The sequence below is a fragment of the Bacillus sp. 3a genome, from assembly GCF_017161885.1.
Lineage (GTDB): Bacteria > Bacillota > Bacilli > Bacillales > Bacillaceae > Bacillus > Bacillus safensis.
Genome location: NZ_CP067376.1, coordinates 3,556,291 through 3,580,932, shown reverse-complemented (window position 1 = coordinate 3,580,932; position 24,642 = coordinate 3,556,291). Strand labels below are relative to the sequence as shown.

Genomic DNA, 24,642 nt, shown 5'->3' with positions numbered 1-24,642 from the left:
TAGCCCCTTTGTAATCAGCAGTTTCATAAGTTCTACGCATTTAGTGGAAGAGTGGTTTCATTTTTACTGAATGATATCCATCGGCCTCATCATGTCATAATCTTCATGCTCTAAAATATGACAATGCCACACATACCGGCCGCTGTATGGAACAAATCGAGCAACGATCCGAATGACTTCACCTGCATGCGCCTGAATGGTGTCCTTGTAGCCTTGTTCATGTAAAGGAGGCGCTTCGTTTGGTCCGGTATACACGATTTCTCCTGTCGATTGATAGACTTCTGTATCAAATGGTCTTCTGTCTAAAACCCTAAATTGAACAAGATGCAAATGAATAGGGTGTGTTCCTCTGGTTGGATTGACAATAGACCAAACCTCTAGACTGCCAAGACGAGGATTTTCTGTGACAGGGTCATTCCAAAATTGGTTATCGAGCAATAGGATAGGGCGGCCGTATTTATCCTGTGTGCCGGTAAGTGTGAGTGTACGCTCTCTATCAGCTCGACTTGGCCGAAGCGGCGGCAGCGGTTTGAAAATCGGACGTAATGTTTTAGGTACTCTCCCTTTTAACGGACGTGTGACTTTGAATTGCATAATGTTCGCATCTGTTTCGGGGTTCACATCCTGTCCGCAGCCGGCTGTATTTTTGAGAGTGATCGTTTTGTTTTCGTAAGCTGAAAAGTCGATGATGACATCGAAACGTTCAGCAGGCGCGATGCTAAAGGATTGATGGCGAACGGGTCTTGGCAAAAAGCCCCCATCGGAACCAATTTGCAAGATTGTAGCGTCGTTATCTAGATGCAGCTCGTAAGTTCTAGTATTGGACGCATTTAAAATGCGAAAACGGTATTTTCGCGGCTCTACTTCTAAATATGGCCATACTTTTCCATTGACTAAGATCGTTTCTCCACAAAAAAAGGGCACGATGGATGGGTCTGGTATGTCACTGTCCTCTGGCGTATCGTTTGGTCTGCTAGGATAAAACAGTGAGCCATCCTCCTGAAACGTCCGGTCCATAATCATTAAAGGAATGTCATAGTCATCTTTCGGAAGCTCTAAAGACTTTTCAAATGCATCTGAGATCAAATAAAACCCAGCTAAACCGGCGTACACATTTAGTCGTGTCAATGCCATCGCATGATCGTGATACCATAATGTGCAGGCTTGCTGATGATTTGGGTAGACGTAAGTCTCTCTTTCAAAAAAAGGGCCGGTTGCTTCATAATCCCGTGAAAACCAGGCCTCTGGGTAGCCGTCACTGCTTGCTGGTGTGACGCCGCCATGCAGATGAACGACTGTTTTGACCTCTGGTTCATCGTGTTGCCCATGGTGAATAGTGTGATCAACAGGCAGAAAATGTTTCAATGGCAATTTGTTCATCCATTTCACTTTGACCTTTTCATTTCGATTGGCTTTAATGGTTGGACCAGGCAAGCTGCCATTATAGGTCCATAGCTTGGTTGGGGGCAGGTCTCTATGAACTTTTAAGAATACCTCCTCCATAGCAATTTCATAATACGTTTGTCTTGGGTTCTTTTTGACGGGCTTCGCGACTTCTGGAATTGGAAGCTCGTCAACAAATTTTTCTAGGTTCATGTTGACTAATCCTCACTTAAATTCAATTTGATACAGTATAAGTGCGGACATCCAAATAGGTGAATAAAATAAAAAAACCCGCTTTTCAGCGGGAGAATTACGGGTGTTTATTTTCAAGCGCCGCATTTGCAGGCACTTTTTTATTCGGTTTAAAGATGAAATAAGCAGCCAGTACGCCAAAGGTAATGATACTCGTCAAAATGAGCTGTGGCCGCATGGATTCGATAAACAGCATCGATGCCAAGATGGCGCAAATGACCAAAATGGTAAAGTACGTGAGGTATGGGAACAGCCACATTTTGATTTTGAGCTGTTCTGGATTTTCTTTTTCGATTTTGCGTCGCATTCTTAATTGTGAAACGGCAATGACCAAGTAAACAAGAAGGGCAATAGCGCCAGATGCATTGACTAAGAACAAAAAGATGGTTTCAGGATAAAAGTAGTTCATCATGACGGCAATGTAGGAAAAGAAGGTACCTGCGACTGTAGCCGCTACAGGAACACCACGTTTGCTGATTTTCATAAAGCGTTTCGGCGCTTCGCCTCTTTCTGCTAATGAATAAAGCATTCTGGACGTTGTGTACAAACCGGAGTTTAAACAAGATAGAACAGCTGTTAAGACAATGACGTTCATGACTTGAGCGGCTGATGGAACACCAATGTATTCTAATACCGCAACGAACGGGCTTGTTAAAATACTTGCGGAATTCCACGGAAGCAAGGTGACAACGACAGCAATTGATCCGACATAGAATACGATAATACGCCATACAACAGAGCGGGTGGCTGTCGTCACAGATTTGACTGGGTCTGCTGATTCACCGGCCGCTATGGCCACAATCTCCGTTCCCATGAAGGAAAAGATGACGACGACGATTCCGAGTAACACAGAGCTGAATCCATTTGGAAGAAAACCGCCGTTCCCTGTTAGATTGGCAAGACCTGAAGTATGATGACCGCCAAAACCAAAGATAAATGCAAAACCAATGAGTAGAAAGAGAATGATGCTGACGACTTTAATTAATGAAAACCAATATTCAAATTCGCCAAAAGATTTAACAGAAAAGATATTTGTTAATGTTAAGAGGATTGTGAGGATAAGACTTGTGAGCCAAACAGGTGCATCTCCATACCAATATTGAATAATGGCAGCACCGGCAATGGCTTCGATGGCGATGACGATCACCCAGAAGAACCAGTAAAGCCAGCCGATTGTAAACCCGGCCCATGGACCGATGGCATCGCTCGCATATTGTGAGAAAGAACCGCTTGTCGGATAGGCACATGCCATTTCTCCAAGCATTCTCATAATAAAGATCACCAGAAGTCCGGCAAAAGAATAGGAAAGAATGGATCCAGGCCCTGCAGAATGAATGACAGCGCCACTACCAACAAATAGCCCTGCCCCAATGACCCCAGCAATGGAGATCATCGAAATATGTCTTGTTTTAAGGTTTTTTTGAAGACCGTTTGTCATGTTGGACATTTCTTTACCTCCAAACATTTCTCATGAATAGAGAATTTGTTTTTAGAATATTTTAAATTTTATCATACTGAATTGTCATTCAGCATTGGACAGGTTATCAAACTGACATTTCAAACCTCTTAACATGATGTTAAAAAGTAGAAAGGATTTGAGAGATTATGTTCCCTCTTTTCCCTCTGTTTATTTTTAAAATAGCATAAAAAAGGAAGGAGGGAAGTTGTGTCTCAAAATAAAATTATTCTGATAATTTACCAGAGAAGAATGATTTGACGATATGTCTATTTCGAAGAGAATTGGAAAAAGGTTGATGGGAGTAGGTCTTGAGGTCATTTGACCTTGTAAAAATAAGTTTACTTAGGTCAACACATTTCTATTTATCCTATTTTGCTGACATAAGCGAATCATGTTGCTGTAGACCCACACGGGCTTTGCTTTGTAAGATAAATAATAGAAAAGTGATGTGTGAGGAGGCGCGGTTCAACATGGAGCGCTATAACGAATTAAGACAAGGTGAAACAGGTGCTTGGGTCAGCATCATTGCCTATGTGATCTTATCTGCGGTCAAACTCATTATTGGGTATGTGTTTCATTCAGAGGCTCTTTCAGCAGATGGATTGAATAACACGACGGATATTATTGCATCCCTTGCTGTGTTGATTGGGCTGCGTATTTCTCAAAAGCCGCCTGATGAAGATCATCCGTATGGTCATTTTAGAGCGGAAAATATTGCGTCTCTTGTGGCTTCCTTTATCATGATGCTTGTTGGACTTCAGGTTTTGCTGAGTGCAGGCCAGTCGTTCTTCTCATCTGAGCATCAAACGCCGGATTTGATCGCGGCTTGGACAGCAGCAGGAAGTGCTGTTGTGATGTACGGTGTGTATATTTATAACCGCAATCTGTCCAAACGAATTAATAGCCAGGCTCTCCATGCGGCAGCTGCTGATAATAAATCAGATGCGTATGTAAGTATTGGAACATTTGTAGGAATTATGGCCTCTCAATTTCAGCTGGCATGGATTGATACGCTAGCAGCCTTTGTCATTGGCTTAATTATTTGTAAAACTGCGTGGGAGATTTTCAGAGATGCCTCTCATTCGTTAACAGACGGTTTTCATATCAAAGATATGTCTAAATATAAAGAGACCATTGAAGCAACACCAGGAGTAGGCGATTTAAAGGATATAAAAGCGCGTTATCTTGGAAGTACAGTCCATGTGGATGTAGTGGTTGAGGTCGAGCCTAACTTGAACATAGCAGAAAGCCATGATATTGCAGATGAAATTGAACGAAGAATGAAGCAGGAGCATGATATTTTACACTCTCATGTTCATATGGAGCCAGCAAGTAAGTCAAAAGAAGAGAAGAAGTCTTTCCCATCGTGAGAAGGCTTCTTTTTTATACGTGCTGATGTTATATGCAAATGCGCGTTGTATGGTAAAGTTAGACTATATGAAATTTGACAGAAACGTGATAGGAGGATCAGGATGGCATTTGATGAACCGATGCATTCAGATTTACAAAAAATCGTAGATAACATCAATAAAGTCATGGTTGGGAAAAAAGACATTGCGATATTAAGCCTTGTAGCGATTTTGGCGAAGGGGCATGTGCTGCTCGAGGATGTGCCTGGTGTAGGGAAGACGATGATGGTTCGTGCTTTGGCAAAATCCATTGGCTGTGAGTTTAAGAGAATCCAATTCACTCCTGACCTTTTGCCTTCAGATGTAACAGGCGTGTCGATTTACAATAAAAAGACGAATGAATTTGAATTTAGGCAAGGACCGATCATGGGGCAGATTATTTTAGCTGATGAGATCAACCGGACTTCTCCTAAAACACAATCAGCATTGCTTGAAGCGATGGAGGAAGGCAGTGTCACAGTGGACGGAGAAACGATGCCGCTTGCGGATCCTTTTTTCGTCATGGCGACACAAAACCCAGTGGAATATGAAGGGACTTATCCGCTGCCAGAAGCGCAAATGGACCGGTTTTTATTCAAACTGCAGATGGGATATCCGACCATGCTCGAGGAGCTGGAGGTGCTCAACTTGCAGGAGAAACAATCCCCGATTGATACGCTCCAAGCTGTCATGACAAAGGAACATATCCATGCGTTGCAGCAGGCTGTTCAGACTATTCATGTGGATGCATCCATTAAAGAATATATTGTTGAAATTGCTCAAGCGACGCGTAAACACCCAGCTGTTTATCTAGGTGTGAGTCCAAGGGGATCGATCGCCTTGATGAAAGCGGCACAGGCGTATGCACTTTTGAATCAGCGCGATTATGTGATTCCTGATGATGTACAGTATTTGGCGACTTATACATTACCGCATCGTATGATTTTGACATCAGAAGCGACATATGAAGGGAAGAAGGCGGAGACACTGCTGCGGCAAATGCTTGAGCAAATTGGCGTGCCAGTTCAAAAGTCGATGACTCAATGAAGTCACGTCATCGTGTAGCAATTTCATTATGGTTAAGGGTGATGATGCTCATCATTCTCACTGCGGCAGCCTTTTGTTATGCCATGTTTCAGGGAGGGTTTGTGAGTTGGTTCCTTTTTTATGCATTTTTACCATATGCTTTGTATGCTTTGCTGTTTGCACTTGTGCCGCTTCGCGCGACAGCCAAGAGGACAATACAGCAAACAAGCTTAAAGGCGGGGGATGTGCTGTCCGTTGACCTTGAAATCAAGCGGACACATCCATTTCCGTACGTTTACGTCATGATAGAGGATGCTCCGCCAAATACCTTTCACTTACAGGAACAGATTGAAATGAAGCAAATGCTTTTTCCTTGGTTTCGGAAAACTTGGCGATTTTCCTATCAATTGAATGATGTCATGCGAGGAGAGCATCATTTGACAGCGGTTAGAATCAAAACGGGTGATATGTTTGGGTTTGTTGAAAAAGAAATCATCATTCCGTTAGAGAAAAAGCTGCTTGTCTACCCAAAAGTGCTGGATATCCCTGTAGAGCCTGCTGAGTCAGTGAGTGAAAATGGAGGCAAAGCGGTTCACTCGTGGTTCAATGAACCGGCCCATGTGACAACAGGTGTACGGGAATATCAGCAAGGAGACCGTTTTGCTTGGGTGGACTGGAAGACGACGGCCAGAAGAGGCCAGCTGATGACGAAGGAATTTGAACAGAATCAAGCAAAGGACCTTGTTGTGTTTGCTGATTTTACTGATCAAGCTGTTTTTGAAACAGTCGTCTCTATTGCGGCATCTGTTCTTCAAACGGCTGTGAAAAAAGGAGTGCCGTCAGGTCTTGTCCCTCTAGGAGATCAACATGCCTTTCGAGTCGATCAAGGAGAACTTCATTTACAGGACATGCTTTATTATTTAACAAGGGTGCAGCATCAGCCTTCCCGCGCACTAGAATATAAACCGTTAGCAGCGAGTGAGTACCAGCACTCAGGAAAATATGTCGTCACGGGTCAGCTGCAGGAGGAGCTTGAGGCAAGTCTCTTTGGAAATCGAAACAGAAAGAACATCACCGTGCTTTTAGTGAAGAAAGCCGTTGACCATTTCACGACAAAAGAAAAACAGCTTGCAGACCGGCTCAAGGCCTCTGGAATACGCATCACCCTTTTATTTGAAGACCGGCTGCACGAAAGAACTGTGAGGTGACAAACATTTATGCTGCATTCACATCTGCGGCAAAGCCGTTTTGAATTGTTCATCTATTATGCTGTAGCTTTTCTGCTGCTATGGGAGTGGCTTCGTCCGCTTCAAGATTTTACAGAGACGAGCCATACGTCTTATTTCATCATTTTTATCGGGCTTACGTGTTTGTTTACGTTCTTTCGTCTGAAGTGGTATGTGACGTTTCCTATTTGTGCTGGACTGATTTTGCTCGCCTTATATTTGATCTTTTATCAATCAGCGCCAGGCTATCCGGCTGCTTTGTTTGCTGATATCAAGGATAATATCACCTTAATGAGCATGGGCATGTGGAGTGACATGTATCCGTCTTTCCGCACATTGTTGTTTTATATTTTGCTGTGGCTGCTTGTCTACTTGCTTCATTATTGGGTGGTCTATCAGCAGCGTATCTTTTTCTTTTTACTGATGACGATTGTCTATGTCACGATTCTTGATACGTTTACGCCATATGATGCGACCTTTGCGATTGTTCGTATTATGGTATTTGGCTTTTGTTTGCTTGGATTGCTGTATTTCGATCGACTGCGTTCAGCTGAGGGTGTTCGGGTGTCACAGAAAGCGCGTCTAAAGTGGTTTTTGCCCATGCTGGCGCTTGTCCTTCTATCAGCGACACTCGGTGCTTCTTTGCCAAAGTCTGATCCGAAATGGCCCGATCCTGTTCCGTTTTTTAAGGCGGTCACGAATCAAGATGGGACAGCCGGGCAGAATAAAGTGGGATATAGTGCAGATGATTCGGCGCTAGGCGGACCGTTTAGTGAGGACCGCACTCCTGTTTTTAAATGGAGCGGAAAGGAGCCATCTTACTTTCGTGTAGAAACAAAAAGCATTTACACAGGAAAGGGCTGGGAGGATGCTTCAAATGATACGAAGCCTACTCGGCTAAAGGACGACACTGTGCCGAATCGGTGGTTTACTGAGCGAGTGAAAACAGAGGAGCATGAAACAAGAATTGATATAGAATCGGATTATCGATTTAATCATGCTGTTTATCCTATTGGAACGATCATGCTGACGCCAATGGAAAACATTCCGTTGCAAATCATGGGCAAAACGGAGAAAATTGTCCCGTCTATGCAAAACCCACCCAAAAATTTAGGGAACTATCAAGTCAGCTTTTTATCTCCTACATTTATCCTGGAGGATTTGCAGAGAATCAAAGTACCGACAAAGAAGCAGGTGAATCAGCAGGTTGGCCGTGAATACTTGCAGCTTCCATCGTCACTTCCAGAGCGTGTGAAAACTTTGGCAAACAGCTTAACGGAAACGAAGGATAATATGTATGATAAAGCGAAAGCCATCGAGGATTATTTAGGATCTGCGAAGTTTTCATATGAAACGCAGAATGTCGCTGTGCCTGGTCGTAATGAAGATTATGTGGATCAATTTTTATTTGATACGATGATTGGCTACTGTGATAATTTTTCAACCTCTATGATTGTAATGCTTCGTTCGATCGGAATTCCGGCGAGATGGGTGAAAGGGTATACGTCTGGCCAGTTATATGAAACACAGATGGATGGAAACAATGTGTATGAAGTGACCAATAACAATGCGCATTCATGGGTAGAGGTTTATTTTCCAAACAGAGGCTGGGTCACCTTTGAACCGACAAAAGGATTTACAAACCCAGAGACATTTACGAATGAAGCTGTTTCAAGCGATCAAACGGATGATCAAAAGGAAGAAAAAGATCAGTCTAGTTCTGATGCAAGTGAAGAAAAGCAGCAAGACCAGCCGCAGCAGCAGGAGACAGAGCAGCCGGCACAACCAAAGGAACAAACAGCGCAGGCAAAGCCAAATATGGTGCATGTTGGTTGGGTTATAGGTTATGCCGCAGGAGCTATTGTCCTGCTTGGTTTCATCAGCTGGATGCTTTATCGATTTAGAACAAGATGGCTGCCATTCTTTATTGTAAGAAAGGTGAAACGTCTGCCAGAGGATGAAGCATTCTTCTATGCGTATGCAGCTCTATTAAAGCAGCTAGGGCGCAGAGGAATCGAGAAAAAGCCAGGTATGACACTAAGAGAATTCGCTTCTTTGATCGATGAGAAGGATGGAGATCATCATATGTCAGAGCTGACGCAGTTTTATGAACGTGCGCTCTACCGACGAGAGGATGCCTCGGCGCTTTGGCAGCAATCGGCAAAGTTATGGGAAAATTTAATAAACAGGAGATAGTCTTGACCGCGTACCTTCCTGTTGTTAGAATAGGTGAATATTAAAACCTTCTAAAATACATGAAATTGAAGCGTTCGGATGTGAGTCTGGGCGCTTCAAAAGCGTGATTCACTCTGAGAGCAGGTTTTCTCCTCTCATTTTTTCTGTGCGTTTATAAAAAAACTATATTGGACATAGAGGTGACACCATGACAAATTTAGTAAATGAAATGATTTTGGTTCTCGATTTCGGCAGTCAGTACAATCAGCTGATCACACGCCGTATTCGTGAATTTGGTGTGTACAGTGAGCTTCATCCGCACACTTTAACTGCTGAAGAAATTAAAGAAATGGCACCTAAAGGAATCATCCTTTCTGGTGGACCAAACAGTGTTTATGATGAAGGATCTTTCCGCTGTGATGAAAAGATCTTTGATCTGGACATTCCGGTTCTAGGCATTTGCTACGGCATGCAGCTCATGACTCACTATTTAGGCGGGAAAGTAGAAGCGGCCAGCCAGCGTGAATATGGAAAAGCAGATATCCATATTAACGGAACACCTGCTTTATTCAAAGACCTTCCAACTGATCAAGTCGTTTGGATGAGCCATGGTGACCTCGTTGTTGAAGTACCAGAAGGCTTTACAGTCGATGCAACAAGTGCACATTGTCCAAACTCAGCCATGAGCTTAGCTGAGAAGAATTTCTATGGCGTTCAATTCCATCCAGAGGTTCGTCACTCTGAGTACGGAAATGACCTATTGAAAAACTTTGTCTTCGGCGTGTGTGATTGTGATGGCAAATGGTCAATGGAGAACTTCATTGAAATCGAAATGCAGAAAATCCGTGAAACAGTAGGCGACAAGCAAGTATTGTGCGCACTAAGCGGTGGTGTGGATTCATCTGTTGTGGCGGTATTGATCCACAAAGCCATCGGCGATCAGCTGACATGTATTTTCGTTGACCACGGTCTTCTTCGCAAAGGCGAAGCAGAAGGGGTTATGAAAACATTTAGCGAAGGTTTCAACATGAACGTGATTAAAGTAGATGCGAAAGATCGTTTCTTAAACAAGCTAAAAGGTGTGTCTGATCCTGAGCAAAAACGTAAAATCATCGGTAACGAATTCATCTATGTATTCGATGACGAAGCGGACAAGCTAAAAGGAATCGACTACTTAGCACAAGGAACACTTTACACAGACATCATTGAGAGCGGAACAGCAACGGCACAAACAATCAAATCTCACCACAACGTAGGCGGTCTTCCAGAAGACATGCAGTTCGAATTGATTGAGCCACTCAATACGCTATTCAAGGATGAAGTCCGTGCCCTAGGTTCAGAGCTTGGCATTCCTGATGACATTGTCTGGAGACAGCCATTCCCAGGTCCAGGACTAGGTATCCGTGTACTAGGTGAAATTTCTGAAGAAAAACTAGAAATCGTCCGTGAATCGGATGCGATTCTACGCGAAGAAATTGCCAACTTCGGCCTTGAGCGCGACATCTGGCAATACTTCACGGTTCTCCCAGACATCCGCAGCGTAGGTGTTATGGGTGACGCAAGAACATACGACTACACAATCGGCATCCGTGCTGTTACATCTATTGATGGTATGACGAGTGACTGGGCAAGAATCCCTTGGGACGTACTAGAAAAGATCTCAACTCGTATCGTCAATGAAGTGAAGCATATTAACCGCGTGGTGTATGATATTACGAGTAAGCCGCCTGCTACGATAGAGTGGGAATAAATGTAAAAGAGCTAAAAACCTTTGTGTATCAAGGGTTTCTAGCTCTTTTTTATTTTTAACTGCACTTTTCCCTTCCATTTTAATGTGTTAATGAATCATTCCATCCCTTACACACATCAATCCATTGTGAATAACCGGAGTGTTTTTCTAATTGTTTTATTGTGAGTTCAATAGCACTGTTACTGCTTCCGCAGGCTGGATAGACTGTTTCAAAACGTTTGAGTGAAATATCTAAATAAACAGAAACGCCATTCTTTATAGCAAAAGGACATACTCCGCCAATTTCATGACCGACCAATTCAACGACCTCATGAGGAGAAAGCATTTTAGCTTTTGTTTTAAAATATTCCTTGAATTTTTTGTTATCAACTTTTGCATCGCCAGAGGTCACAATTAAAATAGCTTGTCCATTTATTAGAAAGGATAGTGTTTTTGCGATTCTTTCAGGTTCGCAGCCCAATGCAGAAGCAGCCAAGTCTACAGTTGCACTAGATACTGAAAACTCTTGAATTCGAGTATCCATATCATATTGTTTAAAATAATCTTTTACTTGTTTGATGGACATTATCATTTCTCCTCTTTATTATCTATTATTTAATCGATATTGATGTGGTGTTAGGTGATACTTTCTCTTAAATAAACGAATGAAATGCTCTACATTTTGATAACCAACGGCTGCCGCAATATGATCTACTTGTGAATGGCTGCCAGTGAGCATTTCGCAGGCTTTTTCCAATCTTATTTCTTGTCGAATCTCACTAAATGATTTGCCAAGCTTACGAGCTATATATTTTGACAGGTAAGACTGTGAAAGGTTAAATTCCTCTGCCATCTCCTGGATGGTGATATGCTCACAACATTGCTGAATATATTGGAGCATTTCAATAATACGTATATCACGATATTGTTTGACCTGATTTACGTTCATATGACTTGGTTTGAATCTTAATAAGAGACATAATAATATCTCAAACAAATTATTCACAATCAACTGGTAACTAGGGAACCGATTATAATTTTCTGTAAATAGTTGAAGAGAGCAGTCTAACAAATGTTTATCCAAGTGACTATGGAAAATAAGAATATTTTTATTTTCTTTTATATACAATGCATTCAAAAAGAACTCTGAAATGACATTATTTCCTTTTAACATTTTAAAAACACTTTTGAAAAGTACTCTTACGGATCATGATTTGCATGGCGATTGTATTCTCCATTACAATTGGCTTGTGTATGGTGTCAGGTGGAATAAAGGCAATATCTCCTGATTTTAAAGTCATTTTTTTATCTTCCACTTCTACATACATCTCATTTTCCAGAACATAGATCATTTCAAAGAAATCATGGATAGCCGACAATTGAGGCATAAAACGGCTATACTTTCTCACTTCGATATCTTTCTCCTGACCTAACCACATGGTATCTTCCTCTTCAAATTCGTTCTGCCCTTTTTGCAAAAATTCTTCTATATATATTTGCTTATGCATTAAATTGTGTTTATCATAATCCTTCAAAAATAATTGCAATGATTGATTGTCATGCTTTTCTGTTGGTATTGTTGATAAAAGATTTCTTGCTCGTTATATTCTCTTAAATATTGCATCACTTCATGTTTTTCAAGTTTATCTTTTTCCATCTACATCCAAACCTCTAGTTTATTTACTGCAACCACCAGGGCCTTCACTGTTGCTTCTATAATATCTTTATCAATTCCAGCACCCCAATGCATTTTTCCTTGATATGAAATTCCAATTTGTGCACAGGCTTTTGCTTGGGAATCCTTGCCCAAAGAATTCTGTTCATAGACTTCCAAAACATATTCGAGATGAAAATATGCTTTTAACGCATTACTAATTGCATCTAAACTTCCAGTGCCAGTTCCTTGTATTTCAATTTGTTGATCATCTCTCAGCAAAGTTAAGGTAACTTCCTGCTTCTCTCCTTTATGAAATTGATAATCAAGCAGCTGGAAATGAGGGTGATAATCAACATACTGTTCTTTAAAAACATGATATATTTCTTCGACAGACAATTCCCTACTTGTCTGATCAGATACTTTCTTCGCTTCATAACCCATGGCTTCATTCATTTTATATGGAAGTTGAATGCCATAATTTGTTTCTAGTATATAACCTATGCCGCCTTTTCCAGACTGGCTGTTGATTCGAATCACATCCGTTTGATAATTCCTACCCAAGTCAACTGGATCTACTGGGATATACGGAACGTCCCATTTATCAACTTTATTTTCTTTTCTATATTTCATACCTTTAGATATCGCATCTTGATGTGAACCAGAGAATGCGGTGAAAACCATCTCCCCAGAATAGGGCTGTCTCTCAGGAACAGTGATTCTTGTTAGTTTTTCATATTTTTTACGAATCGCTTCTAGGTTATTGAAATTCAATTTTGGATCATAACCTTGTGAATATATATTCATCGCCAAGGTAATCAAGTCAACGTTCCCTGTACGTTCACCGATACCAAATAATGTACCTTCGACTCTTTCTGCGCCAGCCAGAACACCAAATTCTGCATCACTCACCCCAGAGCCGCGGTCATTATGAGGATGAACAGATAATGTCACACTGTCTCGGTAAGACAGATTTTTGTGTATATACTCAATCTGACTTGCAAAGATATGAGGCATTGAATATTCAACTGTTGTCGGAATGTTGATGATGGCTTTATGAGTTGGTGTCGGTTTCCAAATATCTAAAACACTATTACAAATATCTAACGCATAATCAACTTCTGTTCCTGGAAAGCTTTCTGGACTATATTGAAAATAAATATCACTATTTGTTTTTTCGGCAAGTTCTTTTACTAAAATAGCTCCATCAATGGCAATTTGTTTAATTTCATCTTTTGTTTTCTTAAATACTTGTCTGCGCTGCGCTTCTGAAGTCGAATTATATAAATGAACAATCGCTTTCGGTACTCCCTTAATGGCTTCGAAGGTTCGGCGGATAATATGCTCTCTCGCTTGTGTGATCACCATAATCGTGACATCGTCTGGAATCATATGATGATCAATCAGTGTCCGTAACAGCCTAAACTCCGTATCAGAAGCAGCTGGAAATGCGATTTCAATTTCTTTAAAACCTATCTCTACTAGTAACTGAAACATTTCTAATTTTTCTTCTAAGTTCATAGGAATAGGTAATGCTTGATTACCATCCCGTAAGTCCACACTGCACCATATCGGAGCACTTTCTAATGTTTCTTTCTTCACCCAATCATAAGTAAGCTTCGGTGGCAAAAAGTATTTCTTTTCGTATTTTTTGTGGTTAAACATCATCGATTCCTCCTAGAAAATAGAATATAAAAAAAGCCTTTCATCCCCAATATTTACCTTGGAGACGAAAGACTTCTTCTTACGCGGTACCACCCCTGTTTCATGATAAACAAACATTATCATGCCCTTATTCGGATACAGATTGTTTGATCTGTATCCTTCCCATATAACGGTGGGGTGCCGACCTTAACTACATCAATACTTTTCATTTCACTAAGGCTACTCTAAGGTGAGTTCCCTGCTTTTTTGTTATTGCTTCTCATCAACCAGCAACTTTCTGAAAACATTTCGGCAAGTACTATTCCTTATCATCGCATTCTCATTTTTCTGATTTTTTCTATTATACCAAGTCTATAAAAAAGAGATAGTGATAGGGATATCTTTTTTAATTGATTTTTTTTGTTCTATGGGTGCTTATCTTTAATCCTCTTCACCAAATAAAATTCCGAGGCCACAAATAAAGGTGAGTGAATTCATAGCGAACAATAAAATCGCACCAATTTTTTTCATGACAATGAACCTCCTCTTAAATTCGATCTGCTAGCCTTCAAAATTTAAATTCACTGGTTCATCCTCTAAATGATCCACAGTATTTTGTTCTGTCACGGGGACACTTTCATCTACAATTTTAAAACTAAGTTCGTCCATCCAAATGTGACCTTGACCATGTAGTAATATGCCAAACGCAATGACTTCACTTTTGACTGGAACATCCAATACTATACTAAAATGATTCCAGCCGTTTGTTCCTGTAATGGGGCGGTTCATCATGTTGTCAAACGCAAGAACTTCACCTGAAGAATGGTCAATCCTCATCCATAAACCAGCTGAACCTTTCACATCTTCGCTTTTGACAAAAGCAGAAAATTGAAGGCGTTCTCCACGGTAACGATCAGACTTAATTTGCTGCATCAATGTCGCGAAACCTCGAGCTTTTTCATCTTTTGATTTTAAATAAGCGGAGTTAGTACCACTGTGAACAATTCTGTTATCCAAACCTGTTTCATAGTCAGATGGGGTGTCCCCCGTCATAATCCAGCCAGTAGGTGTGTTCTGATGATCAGCCATAATTGTTTCCTCCTCATTAATCACATTCCTTAATAATCTCCGATAACGTGCGGGTGACATGTCATATATTTTCTTAAAGGCTCTAGTGAAGGATTCCTGTGAACCAAAACGATACTGCAATGCGATGTCAATCGCCCGTTGGTCCGTATGAATTAAATCCTTCGCCGCTTGGGTCATTCGACGTTCCCGTATATAGTCAACAACTGACTTCTTAATCACTTTTTTGAACATACGGTGAAAGTGAAACCTAGAATAACCAGCGTGTTTCGCTAGAGTTTGAAGCGGTAAATCATCTTTCAGATGCTGTTCAATATAATTTAATGTTTCTTGAATCGTTTTCTCATGTTCTTGATAGGACAACCGAGCACCTCCTTGCCTTACGAGTTTAGTATAGCGGAAATGCTTTTTAGGAAACTTGACTTTTTGTGCTATGTTGCAATTTTAGAATGGACCTTATAGTCCTAGGTTCAGGACTGGGTATCCGTGTACTGGGTGGAGTTTCTGAAGAAAATCTAGAAATCATCCGGGAATAATATTTAATTCTACTCGAAGAAATTTCCATCTTAGGCTTTGAGTGAGACATCTGACAATATTTTGAGGTTCTCCCAGACATCCACAACAAAGGTGCCATGGATGACGCCAGAATATACGACTAAACAATTGGTATCGGTGCTATCACTTTGATTAATTACAGTTTCAGCAGAACTGCAAAAAATATTTAATTAGATAAATGTAGGTTGAGGGATATTGAAGGAAAATCAGATGTGAAGGGGATACAATGAATGAACAACTTAAAATTATTATTGATCTCATAATTAAAGCAGATAATACAATTGAAAAGAATATCATATTCGAAAAATTTTTTAATAAATCAGATCATATAAAAATATTCAAATATTAATGAAAGTTTTAAAAATAGGAAATTAACGGTTATAAAAATATTTCTCCTGACTATACAAAAATGTGGATTCTTGATAGTAATTATATTGGAGGATTACCGAAAATAAAAGTTGGTAAAGTTGTACATTTTGATTTGAATATTTTGACGTATTTAAACAGGTTATTAAATGATTATAGACAAAATATTCAGAAGAATGAATTTCTCGATTATCTAAATTTTTTTAAAAATAATCAATTCAATTATAATATTACTACTGCATTAATGGAACGCTCAATGTCCGATATAAGTGGTGTTGATAAGAATATTTGGAGAGGTACTCTAAAAAACTGTTGAGCCCATTTTAAATACAGTTTGGGATATTTACCATGTAAGATTAATAGAACAATCTTTTTTATAGATAATAGTAATAAGGAAGAGATATTTTTATCATAATTTCAGTTCAAGAGATGATGCTTTTAATGAGTTATCTAAAATAAATCAAATAAAGGTTTTTGTAATTAATGATGGAAGACCGCTTGCAATTCGAGATATAGGTATAAAGATATTTGTAACGACGAATTTTACAATGAGCTTTCATTCTTCATTTTTATTGCTATTTTTGGGCATTCTTCTCTGTTTTGATTTATTAGCCATATCGATCCTACAAATATAGACATCCCAAACATCTTTAAAATAAAACTTGTCAAAAATGTATATCCTTCGATTTCAATACCTAGCATAATTGTGGCTATTATGATTCCTATAAAACCAGCTAAGAAATATAAAATCAAAAATACACCTCCTCTAAAAACATCCTACTAAAACATTGAAAAGAACCCCTAACCAGGAGTTCCTTTCTCTATTCAATATTTTCTTAATGGGATATTTCAATAAAGTTTTTAGTGAAATTTTATAATGTTGTTCAATGTCACGTCCAAGGTTTTCATGTAATACCTTCATTTGTTCAATTATATAATTAAGATCGAATACATTATATAACTGTTGAGTTTCCCAAATAGTGGTGAGTCGAGCCTTATTATCAAATGGTATTACTGAAATAATGGGGTCGTCTTCCTCATACTCCATTGTGTAATATCTATACTCTGTAACTTTGTTTTTTTCTTTATCTTTTTAATCCAGTCGTGCAAAGATGCATAAAATTCTAATAAGGCGATATTTTCTTCAAAATATACTTCGCCATTTATAACTATTTTAAACTCTCCCTCTACTCTTAGAGCTGTTGATGGATCTTTCTTCATGTTCTTTGGAATATCTTTCTCATCAGATGTGAACATATAATCAAATTCTACTTGATTGGATAAGCTGTCCATATTTTACCATCCCAACCTATAACTATTTTTATTTTTGTCTCACCTTTTGTTCCGATTTTCTTTTTCAGATTTGCAGTGATGACAAAGGATAGTTTTTTATTATTGTTTATAGTAAACGAAACATTTTTAGATTGTAAAGCTTCTTTTATCCATTTATTTACTGTGCTCTTGCTTTTGGTATCAAATTTTCTGTATCTACCTTTTGCATTACTAAGATGTTTGTTGCTAACAGAAAACTTAGAAACTTTTTTTTATACCTTGTTTAATTACCTGTTTTTAAAAAAGTTTTTATTATTAGCTTCTTTCCGTATTTTTTAATAGCATATTGAATACCAAACCTAGAAACAATTCCAACTATTATTGCTGGAACAATTGATGACTGAGCTTCTATGGTGCTAACTTTATACTCTTTTCCTGTTTCATCATCCACAAAGGTTGCTGTAAAATCATTTCCTTCAATCTCTTCAATTAACACGTTGAATTTGTTAGTTTCTTTTTCCCCATTTTCTAACTCTGTAATACCATCAACTGTGATTTCACCTGTCTCATGATTAATTTTCATGTCAGTTTGGACATTCATACTCTCAGCTTCAAGCTGAGTAGATATATTAACTTCATCTAGGCTTTCCTTAACTTCCATTAACATATCTTGTTCTAGCTCTATCCCCAATTCTTTTTCAACATTCACTTCATATTCTTTACTAGCATTCTCTTCTATTCTTAAAGCATCAGAATCAATTTCGCCTGATTTTGCACTTGCAAATTCAGGAACAACTCCACACAAAAACAATGTTAACACAAGAATTTTTATTAAAACCTTTTTCAATCTAATTCTCTCCCTTGTTACAAATAATCATCCCATTGCCATACTCTCTGTCATAACCTAGCTTTCCAAGATCAACTGTATTTTCTTGAGTGTTTGATGAACATTCTCTTTAGATTTGTATTTTTTAGAATACAAACAGCCTATAGCACCTGTTGCAAACGCAGTTGCAAAGGATGTACCTTTTACCTTTGTATATCCTCCGTGTATATCAGTTGTTTTAATATTTACTCCAGGCGCAGAAAAGTCAATTTTTCCTTTTGCTGAAATTGGATCAATTTTTAGTTTTTCGTTAAGTGAGGATATCGATAAGACGCCTTCATATTTTGCAGGGTATTCAACAGTTAGACCTAATGTATTTCCAGAAGCAGCTGTAATTGTTATATTGTTATCTAAAGCAATTTTTATAACATTTCGTAATTCATCGTAGTCTTTTCCAAATCCGAAACTTATATTAATTATGTCTACCTTTTGCTCAATACACCATTTAATCCCTTTGACAACATCTTCAACTTTTCCTTTGCCATTTTTATTTAGTACCTTGACATCATAAATAATGGGATTCTGTGAAATACCTTTTATTTCTTCACCAGTTGCAGCGATTATTCCGGCAATTGCTGTACCATGACCATAATCATCTTCGATAGATTTTTTTGGTTTAATAGCATTGTACTCATAAAAAGTTAAATCTTTAAACTCTTTATGTGACTTATTAATACCGCTATCAAGGATAGCAATTTTGACATAATTCTTATGATTATTAGGTTTTTCATGACCTATAACTTTATATCCCCATAGCAGGTCTTTTTCCTTCTCTGTCTTGTATGATTTACTATTATCCTCAGAAACATCGCCAGATAGTCCCCAACATAATACAATTGCAAGAATCACTAGGCACGAAACAAATAGTAATAAGGCTTTTGACTTTTTCATTCAAGCTTCCTTCTCACATGCAGTATTTAGAATTAATACAGAATATACCTCCCTTCCCTTTTTATGAAATACAAGAATATATTAACCTATATTTATTTTGATGTAAATGTTATTTAAGGTAATATATCCTTATATATTTAAAATTTCCCATGCGTGTACTACTGTAAATATGCCAGTTCTTCTTCTTGACTCGTTTACTTAATAATTATCTATGATTTTTGATTAAAAATGTTTTGCCACTGCCAACTATGACCTGATAACACAATGAGTTTATTCATTACTTGTTGTAACCTCACTCCAACTCCACATGTCCAACGTTCTCCAAAATTGAAAGCGAAACAAGTAAACGTAAAAATAATGTCACTAAAATAGATTTTGAAAATGAAAAATCTAAATTAATCAGTGAAATTGCAAATGGACAAAAGCTCTTTTTTTGGAATATGAATTATTCCAACTAAAACAGATTAAAGAATAGGCTATTTTTATTTGAATCTTGTACTTAGAAAAGAAAAGTAAGTGAAATAGTGTAATTACTTAAGTGTGGATCTGCATTTTGTTCAAAAATTTTTACTATTACTGATACTATAATTATAGAAAGGGTGTTGAATATTGCTGGAATTGTAAGTAAATTAGAAGGGTTACCATGCAAAGAAACTCTAGTCATAAACTTGACTAGAGGTTTCTTACTGGGTAATTGTGCAATTTTAATTCATTCACTTTAACGCTTCTGTTTAAAAATCATTCAGTTTATTTGAAATCCCTCTTCAAAATCGAATAAATAAACACATCATCAAACCCATTCTGACCAAGATCATACTCCCTTAATAAACCCTCTCGAACAAAATCAACATTCTCCAATAATTGAACAGAGGACGTATTTGCTGGATCAATAATCGCTTCAATCCGATTCAGATACATTTCCTGAAACCCATATCGTAACACCGCAGCAATTGCTTCGCTCATGATGCCTTTTCTCCAATGATCGTGGTGTAATTCATAGCCGATTTCCGTGCGGCAGTGCTGTTTTTCTAGATTGAGAAAGCCGCAGCTGCCGATGATCGCAGGATCATCTTTTAGAGAAATGCCCCAGCGGATGCCTGTTTGTTCTTTGAAGATGTCGTGATACCACTTGATTTCTCCTTTTGTGTCTTCAATCGTTTCATGAGCATCAATGCCCATGTAGCGGCACACGGTTTCATTGGATAAGTAGATGTGCATATCCTCAGCGTCTTCGATTGTTGCTTGTTTTAAGATTAGTCTTTCGGTATGTATGGTTGGAAATGATTGCGGGAATATCAGTTTATGTCTATACATATTTTTCTCCTCGTGCAATTTTATTTAAATTATACCTGTACTGGTCGATTTTGTGTAATGCTTTGGTATAATATGTGAGAATGTGATTGCGGGGATAATTCACAAACAGAATTCGATTAAAAGCAAAAGAGGATAATTGAAATGGGTATTTTTCTAATTATGATCGTCATCGTGATGATCATCGTATCTTTAGCGATCTATTTGTTTAAAAAGGGAATCATCCATTCTAAAGTGTTAGTGATTGTAGGTTCTGTTTTAGGAGGAACCGCACTATTTGTTTGGGTGGCTATGTTTTTTAATTTTCACTCTGTATCTTTAACAAATGAATCGCTAGGTCATTTTAAGATTGGTGAAAAATTTGAGAGAGATCATACTTTTGTGGAGAATACTCAATTCTCCCATCCTAAACAGAGGGTCTATATGGAAAAAGAAAATCAAGATTTTGTAGTATCAGTTGATCAACATCATCGAGTTACATCTATTTACAATCAGTCAAAACAGAAAAAACTCAAAACATCTAAGGGAATCACTATTGGAGACGATTATTCATCTGTGCTACAAACATATGGAGATCAATTCAAGAAGCTCTGGTTTGTCGAAGGGTATAGCAAAGGTATACAATATCAAGATCAATCAAACGGTATCATTCTGGAGTTCTTTTTCAATGACAATAAACTAGCACTCATTGAACTTCGTAGTAAGCGGAAATAAAAAAGTAGAAAGTAAAAACAAGCATTTCAATTGAAATGCTTGTTTTTATGTTTCTTTTCCATAACATGTCTTACAATAAAAAACCCCTTCATTCCTGAGCCAAGCCTTTACCTCTGTCATTCCTCGTCTCTTTGGATAGACCAGCTTGACGTACACTTCTTCGTTTCCTTCTATCTTTTTCTGACAGCTAGCACACGTGGGTTCTTCAAATAGAAACAATCGACTTACTCCTTTTTGTACATATTTCTTCCATTATATCAAATGTTCGACATGTTCTTTGCGGCCCGTTATTCACTTTTTCTATTTTTGTCCGACATATGCTAAGGAAAAGAAATTTCCATTTGTTGAAACCGTTTGAGAGAAACCTTGCTCTAACAGGTGTAGGAGGTGTGGATGAGATGAAGCAAGTGCGTCTAATTAAAAAAGCACAAAAAGGGAATGTCCCGGCATTTGAGAAATTAATGCTGATGTATCAGGAGCGTTTATATAAAACGGCTTTTCTCTACACAAGAAATAAAGAGGATTCGTTAGATGCTGTTCAAGAGACGGTATTTAAAGCGTTTAAGCATCTATCTGGTTTGAAAGAACCGGCTTATTTTTCTAGCTGGCTGACGAGAATTTTGATTCATACAATTTTTGCGATGAAGAAAAAACAGCAAGATGTTGTTCCGTTTGAACAGCAACACGAAAGCGTGGAGCGTCATGATTTTTTGGAAGACAAGCTCGATTTAAAAAATGCACTTGAAGTGTTAGATGAGCAATACCAGGTGGTCATTCAGTTGTTTTATTTTCAAGATTATTCGATTTCGATGATGTCTGAACAGATGGGTGTGCCTGAAGGAACGGTCAAAACTCATTTGTATCGAGCAAGAAAGTTATTAAAGCAAACATTGGAGAAGGAGGAGAGTGTCGATGGAACGACAAGAAATGAAAAAGCTTTATGATGAGATTGATGTACCAACGGTGGAAGTGACCTCTGCGATTCGCCAAGCTATTGGGGATGTGAAAGCGGAACAGAAAAGACATTGGTTTAAATGGAACTGGAGAACGCCAATATACTCTGCCATTGTTCTCATCGTCCTTTACTTTTCATCAGGTTTCCTTTTTCCTTCTCTTAATACAGCAATGGCACGTGTACCGATTATTGGGCAGTTTTATATGATGTTTCACGATAAAGTTGGAATGGCTCTTTTTCAGAGTGATTTGGTGAAGCATGTCAATGAGGGGGCTGAATCAAGAGGGGTGACTGTGAAAGTAAACAGTGTGTACTATGATGCCGGGCGGCTTGTTTATACGTTCACGGTGGAGAATCTCCATACAAAAGAAGATTCTGTATCGTTCAGAGTGAATGCAGAAAAAATCGATGGAAACTTCCAACTTAATTATGATAAAACAGAGTTGAAAAAATTAAAAGATGGCCGCTATGTTGGGCAGACGGAAGTCTATACAAATGGACAAACGATCAAACAAGGTCAGCAAGTGCCACTCGTCATTTCAAAAATTGGAGATATTGTAGGGAATTGGCGTTTTGAATTACCTGTGGTCAAGCAAAAAACCACCTTACTAGCGGGACAAAAAGACGTGTCTATTTTAAATGGACGTTATCAAATAAGAAATGTAAAGGTAGAAAATGGAGTGAATGGCTCTGCTATTCAATATGCCATTGATTACAATGGTTTTGCCAAAGATGATAAAGTTAGTATACATGGGATGAAAGATAATTTAGGAAATGAGTATGAGCTTGAGATTGGAACTGTTTTAAGGAAAAAACAACTGGCTTCTGATAAAAATAGAAAAGAACATTTGACGATTTTGAATCAGCCGATCAATCCAAAGGCGACCGAATTGACATTTGACACATCTGTGGATATCGAACGAGAATACAGCCACATCATTCCTCTCAAGACAAAGCTGCCTGTTCAGTTCAAAACAAAGCATCATGGAATTGGGATCAAAATCAATAAAATAGAGCAAAAAGGACGTTCTGTGATTGTTGATTATCAATTTACTGGAGTAGACCAGAAAGAATTAGATGAGGATGTGATGAAGAATATCGGTGAATTCATTGGATTAGGCGATGTTAAAAAGCTGAAGTCATGGCCCGATCCACAAGCAGACTATGAAAGCGGATATTACTTGAAGGGGAACAATGCGAAGGTAACCAATTTGAAGTCAGCTTCGATGCAATCCACCTTTGAATTTGATAATAAGGAGTTAGAGACTTTATCATTAAACCATTTTTCTTTTAAAGATTATGGACTTTACCTTGATTTGTCAAAACTGAATATGTTGGCACCACAGAAAGCGATAAAGGTAACCATTCCAGTCAAAAAAGAAACATCAAACGCTAGTCAATAAATAAGAGAGCGAACATGGTTATACATGTTCGCTTTTTGTCTGTTGTTCCACCAGTCGATGACGATTAAACGAATACCTAATCAACATCAACGCCACAAAACTAGCTAACCCGCCAATCCAACTTAAATTAGTCACATTTGTATACTGAATAATCACGCCGCCCATGGACGATCCGAGCATCATGCCGATGTTCATAATCGCTGTATTAAAGCTCAGCACGGTTTCTGATGCTTGGGGTTTAAGGGAGATCAGATAAAATTGCTTTGCTGGGGTTGTTGTCCATGTGGCGATGCCCCAAATGGCGAGTGTGATCAAGACGCTAATTGTAGAGAATTGCGTAAAGAATAAGGCAAAGAGAGCGAACATCTGGATCATGATGCTGATCGAGATGGTTCGGTTTGGTCCCCATTGATCAACGGCGAAGCCGCCAAAGCGTGAGCCAATAAAAGCAGAAATGCCTAAGACGAGCAAGGCCATGCTTGTCATTTCAATTGAAAAGCCGGCGGTCTGTCGTAATAAAGGAGAGATATAAGCAAAGACCATCGTGTAGCCTAAGATCCAAAAGACCGTCGTGGCTAAGCCGCTGATCACTCTGCGGTCTTGAAGAATGTGTAATTGCTGCTTTAATGGCAGATGTGAATGTCCCTCTATGCGTGGCAGCAATTGATAAAGAAGCAAGAAGAGACAAGCAGTACCTAGTGCAATGATGAGAAAAATATAGTGCCAATCCACATGACCTGATAGAAATGTCCCAATAGGCACACCAAGTACGAGTGAAACGGTGAATCCAGTGATGACAGTTGCCATTGCACTTCCCTTTTTTTCTGGCGGGGCGATCTGCGCTGCATAATTCGTGGCGACGACAATATATAAACCGCCGCTCATGGCCATGATGACACGAGATAGCAGGAGCAGCACAAAATGATGGCTGAAAAAGGCGAGCATATTGCCTAAAATAAACACAAAAATAGCTGATAACAAAACCTTTTTTCGGTTCAGCTTCGACGTTGCCATGACTAAAAAGAGAGCGCCCACTGCATAAAAAAGAGAATAGACGGTGATGAGCTGTCCGGCAGCAGGAATAGAGATGTGTAAATCAACAGCAATGATATCTAGAATGCCTGACACAACGAATTCTGACGTGCCTGTGACAAATGAACCGACAGCTAAAAGAATGATCAATAGCTGATGAGATGTGTTTTTCATTTTGAACCCTTCCTTCATGTTGATACGTTGTCTTTAGTTTAAATTCCGTGCTAACATAAGT

At 38.8% G+C, this 24,642-nt stretch carries 19 protein-coding genes, 4 pseudogenes and 1 other annotated feature; of the genes and pseudogenes, 9 read left to right on the top strand and 14 right to left on the bottom strand.

Annotation, left to right across the window (positions count from 1 at the left end; translation table 11 throughout):
• Nucleotides 1-63 precede the first annotated feature (63 nt).
• Both JJ692_RS18060 and gabP read right to left on the bottom strand, forming a co-directional pair.
• Nucleotides 64-1,596, bottom strand: a complete 1,533-nt coding sequence (locus JJ692_RS18060) for a multicopper oxidase family protein (RefSeq protein WP_073204075.1) — start codon at nucleotides 1,594-1,596, stop codon at nucleotides 64-66.
• 89 nt (nucleotides 1,597-1,685) lie between these two features.
• Nucleotides 1,686-3,082 (bottom strand): annotated as a pseudogene (gene gabP / locus JJ692_RS18055) (GABA permease); the annotation flags it as partial.
• A 482-nt stretch (nucleotides 3,083-3,564) separates the two neighbouring features.
• Here gabP and JJ692_RS18050 point away from each other — a divergent pair.
• The 5 genes from JJ692_RS18050 (at nucleotide 3,565) to guaA (ending at nucleotide 10,659) form a co-directional block, all read left to right on the top strand.
• Nucleotides 3,565-4,464 carry a cation diffusion facilitator family transporter gene (locus tag JJ692_RS18050; protein WP_206534046.1) on the top strand — a complete coding sequence of 300 codons (900 nt, stop codon included), beginning with the start codon at nucleotides 3,565-3,567 and terminating at the stop codon, nucleotides 4,462-4,464.
• A gap of 102 nt (nucleotides 4,465-4,566) precedes the next feature.
• A complete protein-coding gene (locus JJ692_RS18045; RefSeq protein ID WP_149125935.1) occupies nucleotides 4,567-5,529 on the top strand; it encodes an AAA family ATPase in 963 nt (320 codons plus the stop codon).
• Nucleotides 5,530-5,630: 101 nt separating this feature from the next.
• Nucleotides 5,631-6,716, top strand: coding sequence for a DUF58 domain-containing protein (locus JJ692_RS18040; RefSeq protein ID WP_241257987.1), 1,086 nt, complete (start codon nucleotides 5,631-5,633; stop codon nucleotides 6,714-6,716).
• A 9-nt stretch (nucleotides 6,717-6,725) separates the two neighbouring features.
• Nucleotides 6,726-8,930 carry a transglutaminase TgpA family protein gene (locus tag JJ692_RS18035; RefSeq protein ID WP_206534044.1) on the top strand — a complete coding sequence of 735 codons (2,205 nt, stop codon included), beginning with the start codon at nucleotides 6,726-6,728 and terminating at the stop codon, nucleotides 8,928-8,930.
• A 187-nt stretch (nucleotides 8,931-9,117) separates the two neighbouring features.
• Nucleotides 9,118-10,659, top strand: coding sequence for a glutamine-hydrolyzing GMP synthase (gene guaA, locus JJ692_RS18030; RefSeq protein ID WP_024424487.1), 1,542 nt, complete (start codon nucleotides 9,118-9,120; stop codon nucleotides 10,657-10,659).
• Between the two features lie 79 nt (nucleotides 10,660-10,738).
• Here the strand turns inward: guaA and JJ692_RS18025 are convergent, their stop codons facing one another.
• From JJ692_RS18025 to JJ692_RS18010, 4 genes and pseudogenes are all read right to left on the bottom strand, one after another.
• The gene (locus JJ692_RS18025; protein WP_024424488.1) at nucleotides 10,739-11,224 is read right to left on the bottom strand and encodes a YbaK/EbsC family protein; all 486 of its coding nucleotides are present in this window, start codon (nucleotides 11,222-11,224) and stop codon (nucleotides 10,739-10,741) included.
• Nucleotides 11,225-11,242: 18 nt separating this feature from the next.
• Nucleotides 11,243-12,295: pseudogene (locus JJ692_RS19350) on the bottom strand (helix-turn-helix domain-containing protein).
• On the bottom strand, nucleotides 12,296-13,957 hold the full coding sequence (locus JJ692_RS18015; protein WP_206534043.1) for a 2-isopropylmalate synthase: 1,662 nt from the start codon (nucleotides 13,955-13,957) through the stop codon (nucleotides 12,296-12,298).
• A 57-nt stretch (nucleotides 13,958-14,014) separates the two neighbouring features.
• Nucleotides 14,015-14,278, bottom strand: a binding site (T-box leader).
• 219 nt (nucleotides 14,279-14,497) lie between these two features.
• Complete coding sequence (locus JJ692_RS18010) at nucleotides 14,498-15,385, bottom strand: helix-turn-helix domain-containing protein (RefSeq protein WP_163115526.1); 888 nt, start codon at nucleotides 15,383-15,385, stop codon at nucleotides 14,498-14,500.
• Between the two features lie 104 nt (nucleotides 15,386-15,489).
• Between JJ692_RS18010 and JJ692_RS19050 the strand changes: the two are divergent.
• Nucleotides 15,490-15,678, top strand: a pseudogene (locus JJ692_RS19050) (glutamine-hydrolyzing GMP synthase); the annotation flags it as partial.
• Nucleotides 15,679-16,486: 808 nt separating this feature from the next.
• Here JJ692_RS19050 and JJ692_RS18005 read toward each other — a convergent pair.
• The 6 genes and pseudogenes from JJ692_RS18005 to JJ692_RS17985 form a co-directional block, all read right to left on the bottom strand.
• Complete coding sequence (locus JJ692_RS18005; protein ID WP_024424492.1) at nucleotides 16,487-16,696, bottom strand: hypothetical protein; 210 nt, start codon at nucleotides 16,694-16,696, stop codon at nucleotides 16,487-16,489.
• A gap of 13 nt (nucleotides 16,697-16,709) precedes the next feature.
• The gene (locus JJ692_RS19345; RefSeq protein ID WP_481747502.1) at nucleotides 16,710-16,991 is read right to left on the bottom strand and encodes a DUF7878 domain-containing protein; all 282 of its coding nucleotides are present in this window, start codon (nucleotides 16,989-16,991) and stop codon (nucleotides 16,710-16,712) included.
• The gene (locus JJ692_RS19045; protein WP_241257982.1) at nucleotides 16,955-17,236 is read right to left on the bottom strand and encodes a DUF7878 domain-containing protein; all 282 of its coding nucleotides are present in this window, start codon (nucleotides 17,234-17,236) and stop codon (nucleotides 16,955-16,957) included. The genes JJ692_RS19345 and JJ692_RS19045 overlap by 37 nt, the downstream gene beginning before the upstream one ends.
• Nucleotides 17,212-18,062: pseudogene (locus JJ692_RS17995) on the bottom strand (SAR2788 family putative toxin). Before JJ692_RS17995 ends, JJ692_RS19045 begins: the two are co-directional and overlap by 25 nt.
• A gap of 57 nt (nucleotides 18,063-18,119) precedes the next feature.
• The gene (locus tag JJ692_RS17990; protein WP_241257980.1) at nucleotides 18,120-18,992 is read right to left on the bottom strand and encodes a S8 family serine peptidase; all 873 of its coding nucleotides are present in this window, start codon (nucleotides 18,990-18,992) and stop codon (nucleotides 18,120-18,122) included.
• A gap of 747 nt (nucleotides 18,993-19,739) precedes the next feature.
• Nucleotides 19,740-20,306: a GNAT family N-acetyltransferase gene (locus JJ692_RS17985; protein WP_029707591.1), complete on the bottom strand. Its 567-nt coding sequence runs from the start codon at nucleotides 20,304-20,306 to the stop codon at nucleotides 19,740-19,742.
• 141 nt (nucleotides 20,307-20,447) lie between these two features.
• Here JJ692_RS17985 and JJ692_RS17980 point away from each other — a divergent pair, with 141 nt between their 5' ends.
• A complete protein-coding gene (locus JJ692_RS17980; RefSeq protein WP_024426710.1) occupies nucleotides 20,448-21,017 on the top strand; it encodes a hypothetical protein in 570 nt (189 codons plus the stop codon).
• Between the two features lie 45 nt (nucleotides 21,018-21,062).
• On the opposite strand, the gene JJ692_RS19040 is transcribed toward JJ692_RS17980, so the two are convergent.
• On the bottom strand, nucleotides 21,063-21,236 hold the full coding sequence (locus tag JJ692_RS19040; RefSeq protein ID WP_041116052.1) for a hypothetical protein: 174 nt from the start codon (nucleotides 21,234-21,236) through the stop codon (nucleotides 21,063-21,065).
• A gap of 179 nt (nucleotides 21,237-21,415) precedes the next feature.
• On the opposite strand from JJ692_RS19040, the gene JJ692_RS17975 reads away from it, so the two are divergent.
• Nucleotides 21,416-21,961, top strand: a complete 546-nt coding sequence (locus JJ692_RS17975; RefSeq protein WP_056767506.1) for a sigma-70 family RNA polymerase sigma factor — start codon at nucleotides 21,416-21,418, stop codon at nucleotides 21,959-21,961.
• A complete protein-coding gene (locus JJ692_RS17970; protein WP_206534042.1) occupies nucleotides 21,930-23,375 on the top strand; it encodes a DUF4179 domain-containing protein in 1,446 nt (481 codons plus the stop codon). Before JJ692_RS17975 ends, JJ692_RS17970 begins: the two co-directional genes overlap by 32 nt.
• Before the next feature lie 18 nt (nucleotides 23,376-23,393).
• Here JJ692_RS17970 and JJ692_RS17965 read toward each other — a convergent pair whose 3' ends face one another.
• On the bottom strand, nucleotides 23,394-24,581 hold the full coding sequence (locus tag JJ692_RS17965; protein ID WP_025092617.1) for an MFS transporter: 1,188 nt from the start codon (nucleotides 24,579-24,581) through the stop codon (nucleotides 23,394-23,396).
• Between the last annotated feature and the right edge of the window lie 61 nt (nucleotides 24,582-24,642).

Excerpts from the sequence above, each read along its gene's own strand:
- JJ692_RS18060 (WP_073204075.1), bottom strand. The coding sequence starts at position 1,596 with ATGAACCTAGAAAAATTTGTTGACGAGCTTCCAATTCCAGAAGTCGCG.
- JJ692_RS18050 (WP_206534046.1), top strand. The coding sequence starts at position 3,565 with ATGGAGCGCTATAACGAATTAAGACAAGGTGAAACAGGTGCTTGGGTC.
- JJ692_RS18045 (WP_149125935.1), top strand. The coding sequence starts at position 4,567 with ATGGCATTTGATGAACCGATGCATTCAGATTTACAAAAAATCGTAGAT.
- JJ692_RS18035 (WP_206534044.1), top strand. The coding sequence starts at position 6,726 with ATGCTGCATTCACATCTGCGGCAAAGCCGTTTTGAATTGTTCATCTAT.
- guaA (WP_024424487.1), top strand. The coding sequence starts at position 9,118 with ATGACAAATTTAGTAAATGAAATGATTTTGGTTCTCGATTTCGGCAGT.
- JJ692_RS18025 (WP_024424488.1), bottom strand. The coding sequence starts at position 11,224 with ATGTCCATCAAACAAGTAAAAGATTATTTTAAACAATATGATATGGAT.
- JJ692_RS18015 (WP_206534043.1), bottom strand. The coding sequence starts at position 13,957 with ATGTTTAACCACAAAAAATACGAAAAGAAATACTTTTTGCCACCGAAG.
- JJ692_RS19345 (WP_481747502.1), bottom strand. The coding sequence starts at position 16,991 with ATGGAGTATGAGGAAGACGACCCCATTATTTCAGTAATACCATTTGAT.
- JJ692_RS19045 (WP_241257982.1), bottom strand. The coding sequence starts at position 17,236 with ATGGACAGCTTATCCAATCAAGTAGAATTTGATTATATGTTCACATCT.
- JJ692_RS17990 (WP_241257980.1), bottom strand. The coding sequence starts at position 18,992 with ATGAAAAAGTCAAAAGCCTTATTACTATTTGTTTCGTGCCTAGTGATT.
- JJ692_RS17985 (WP_029707591.1), bottom strand. The coding sequence starts at position 20,306 with ATGTATAGACATAAACTGATATTCCCGCAATCATTTCCAACCATACAT.
- JJ692_RS17980 (WP_024426710.1), top strand. The coding sequence starts at position 20,448 with ATGGGTATTTTTCTAATTATGATCGTCATCGTGATGATCATCGTATCT.
- JJ692_RS17975 (WP_056767506.1), top strand. The coding sequence starts at position 21,416 with ATGAAGCAAGTGCGTCTAATTAAAAAAGCACAAAAAGGGAATGTCCCG.
- JJ692_RS17970 (WP_206534042.1), top strand. The coding sequence starts at position 21,930 with ATGGAACGACAAGAAATGAAAAAGCTTTATGATGAGATTGATGTACCA.
- JJ692_RS17965 (WP_025092617.1), bottom strand. The coding sequence starts at position 24,581 with ATGAAAAACACATCTCATCAGCTATTGATCATTCTTTTAGCTGTCGGT.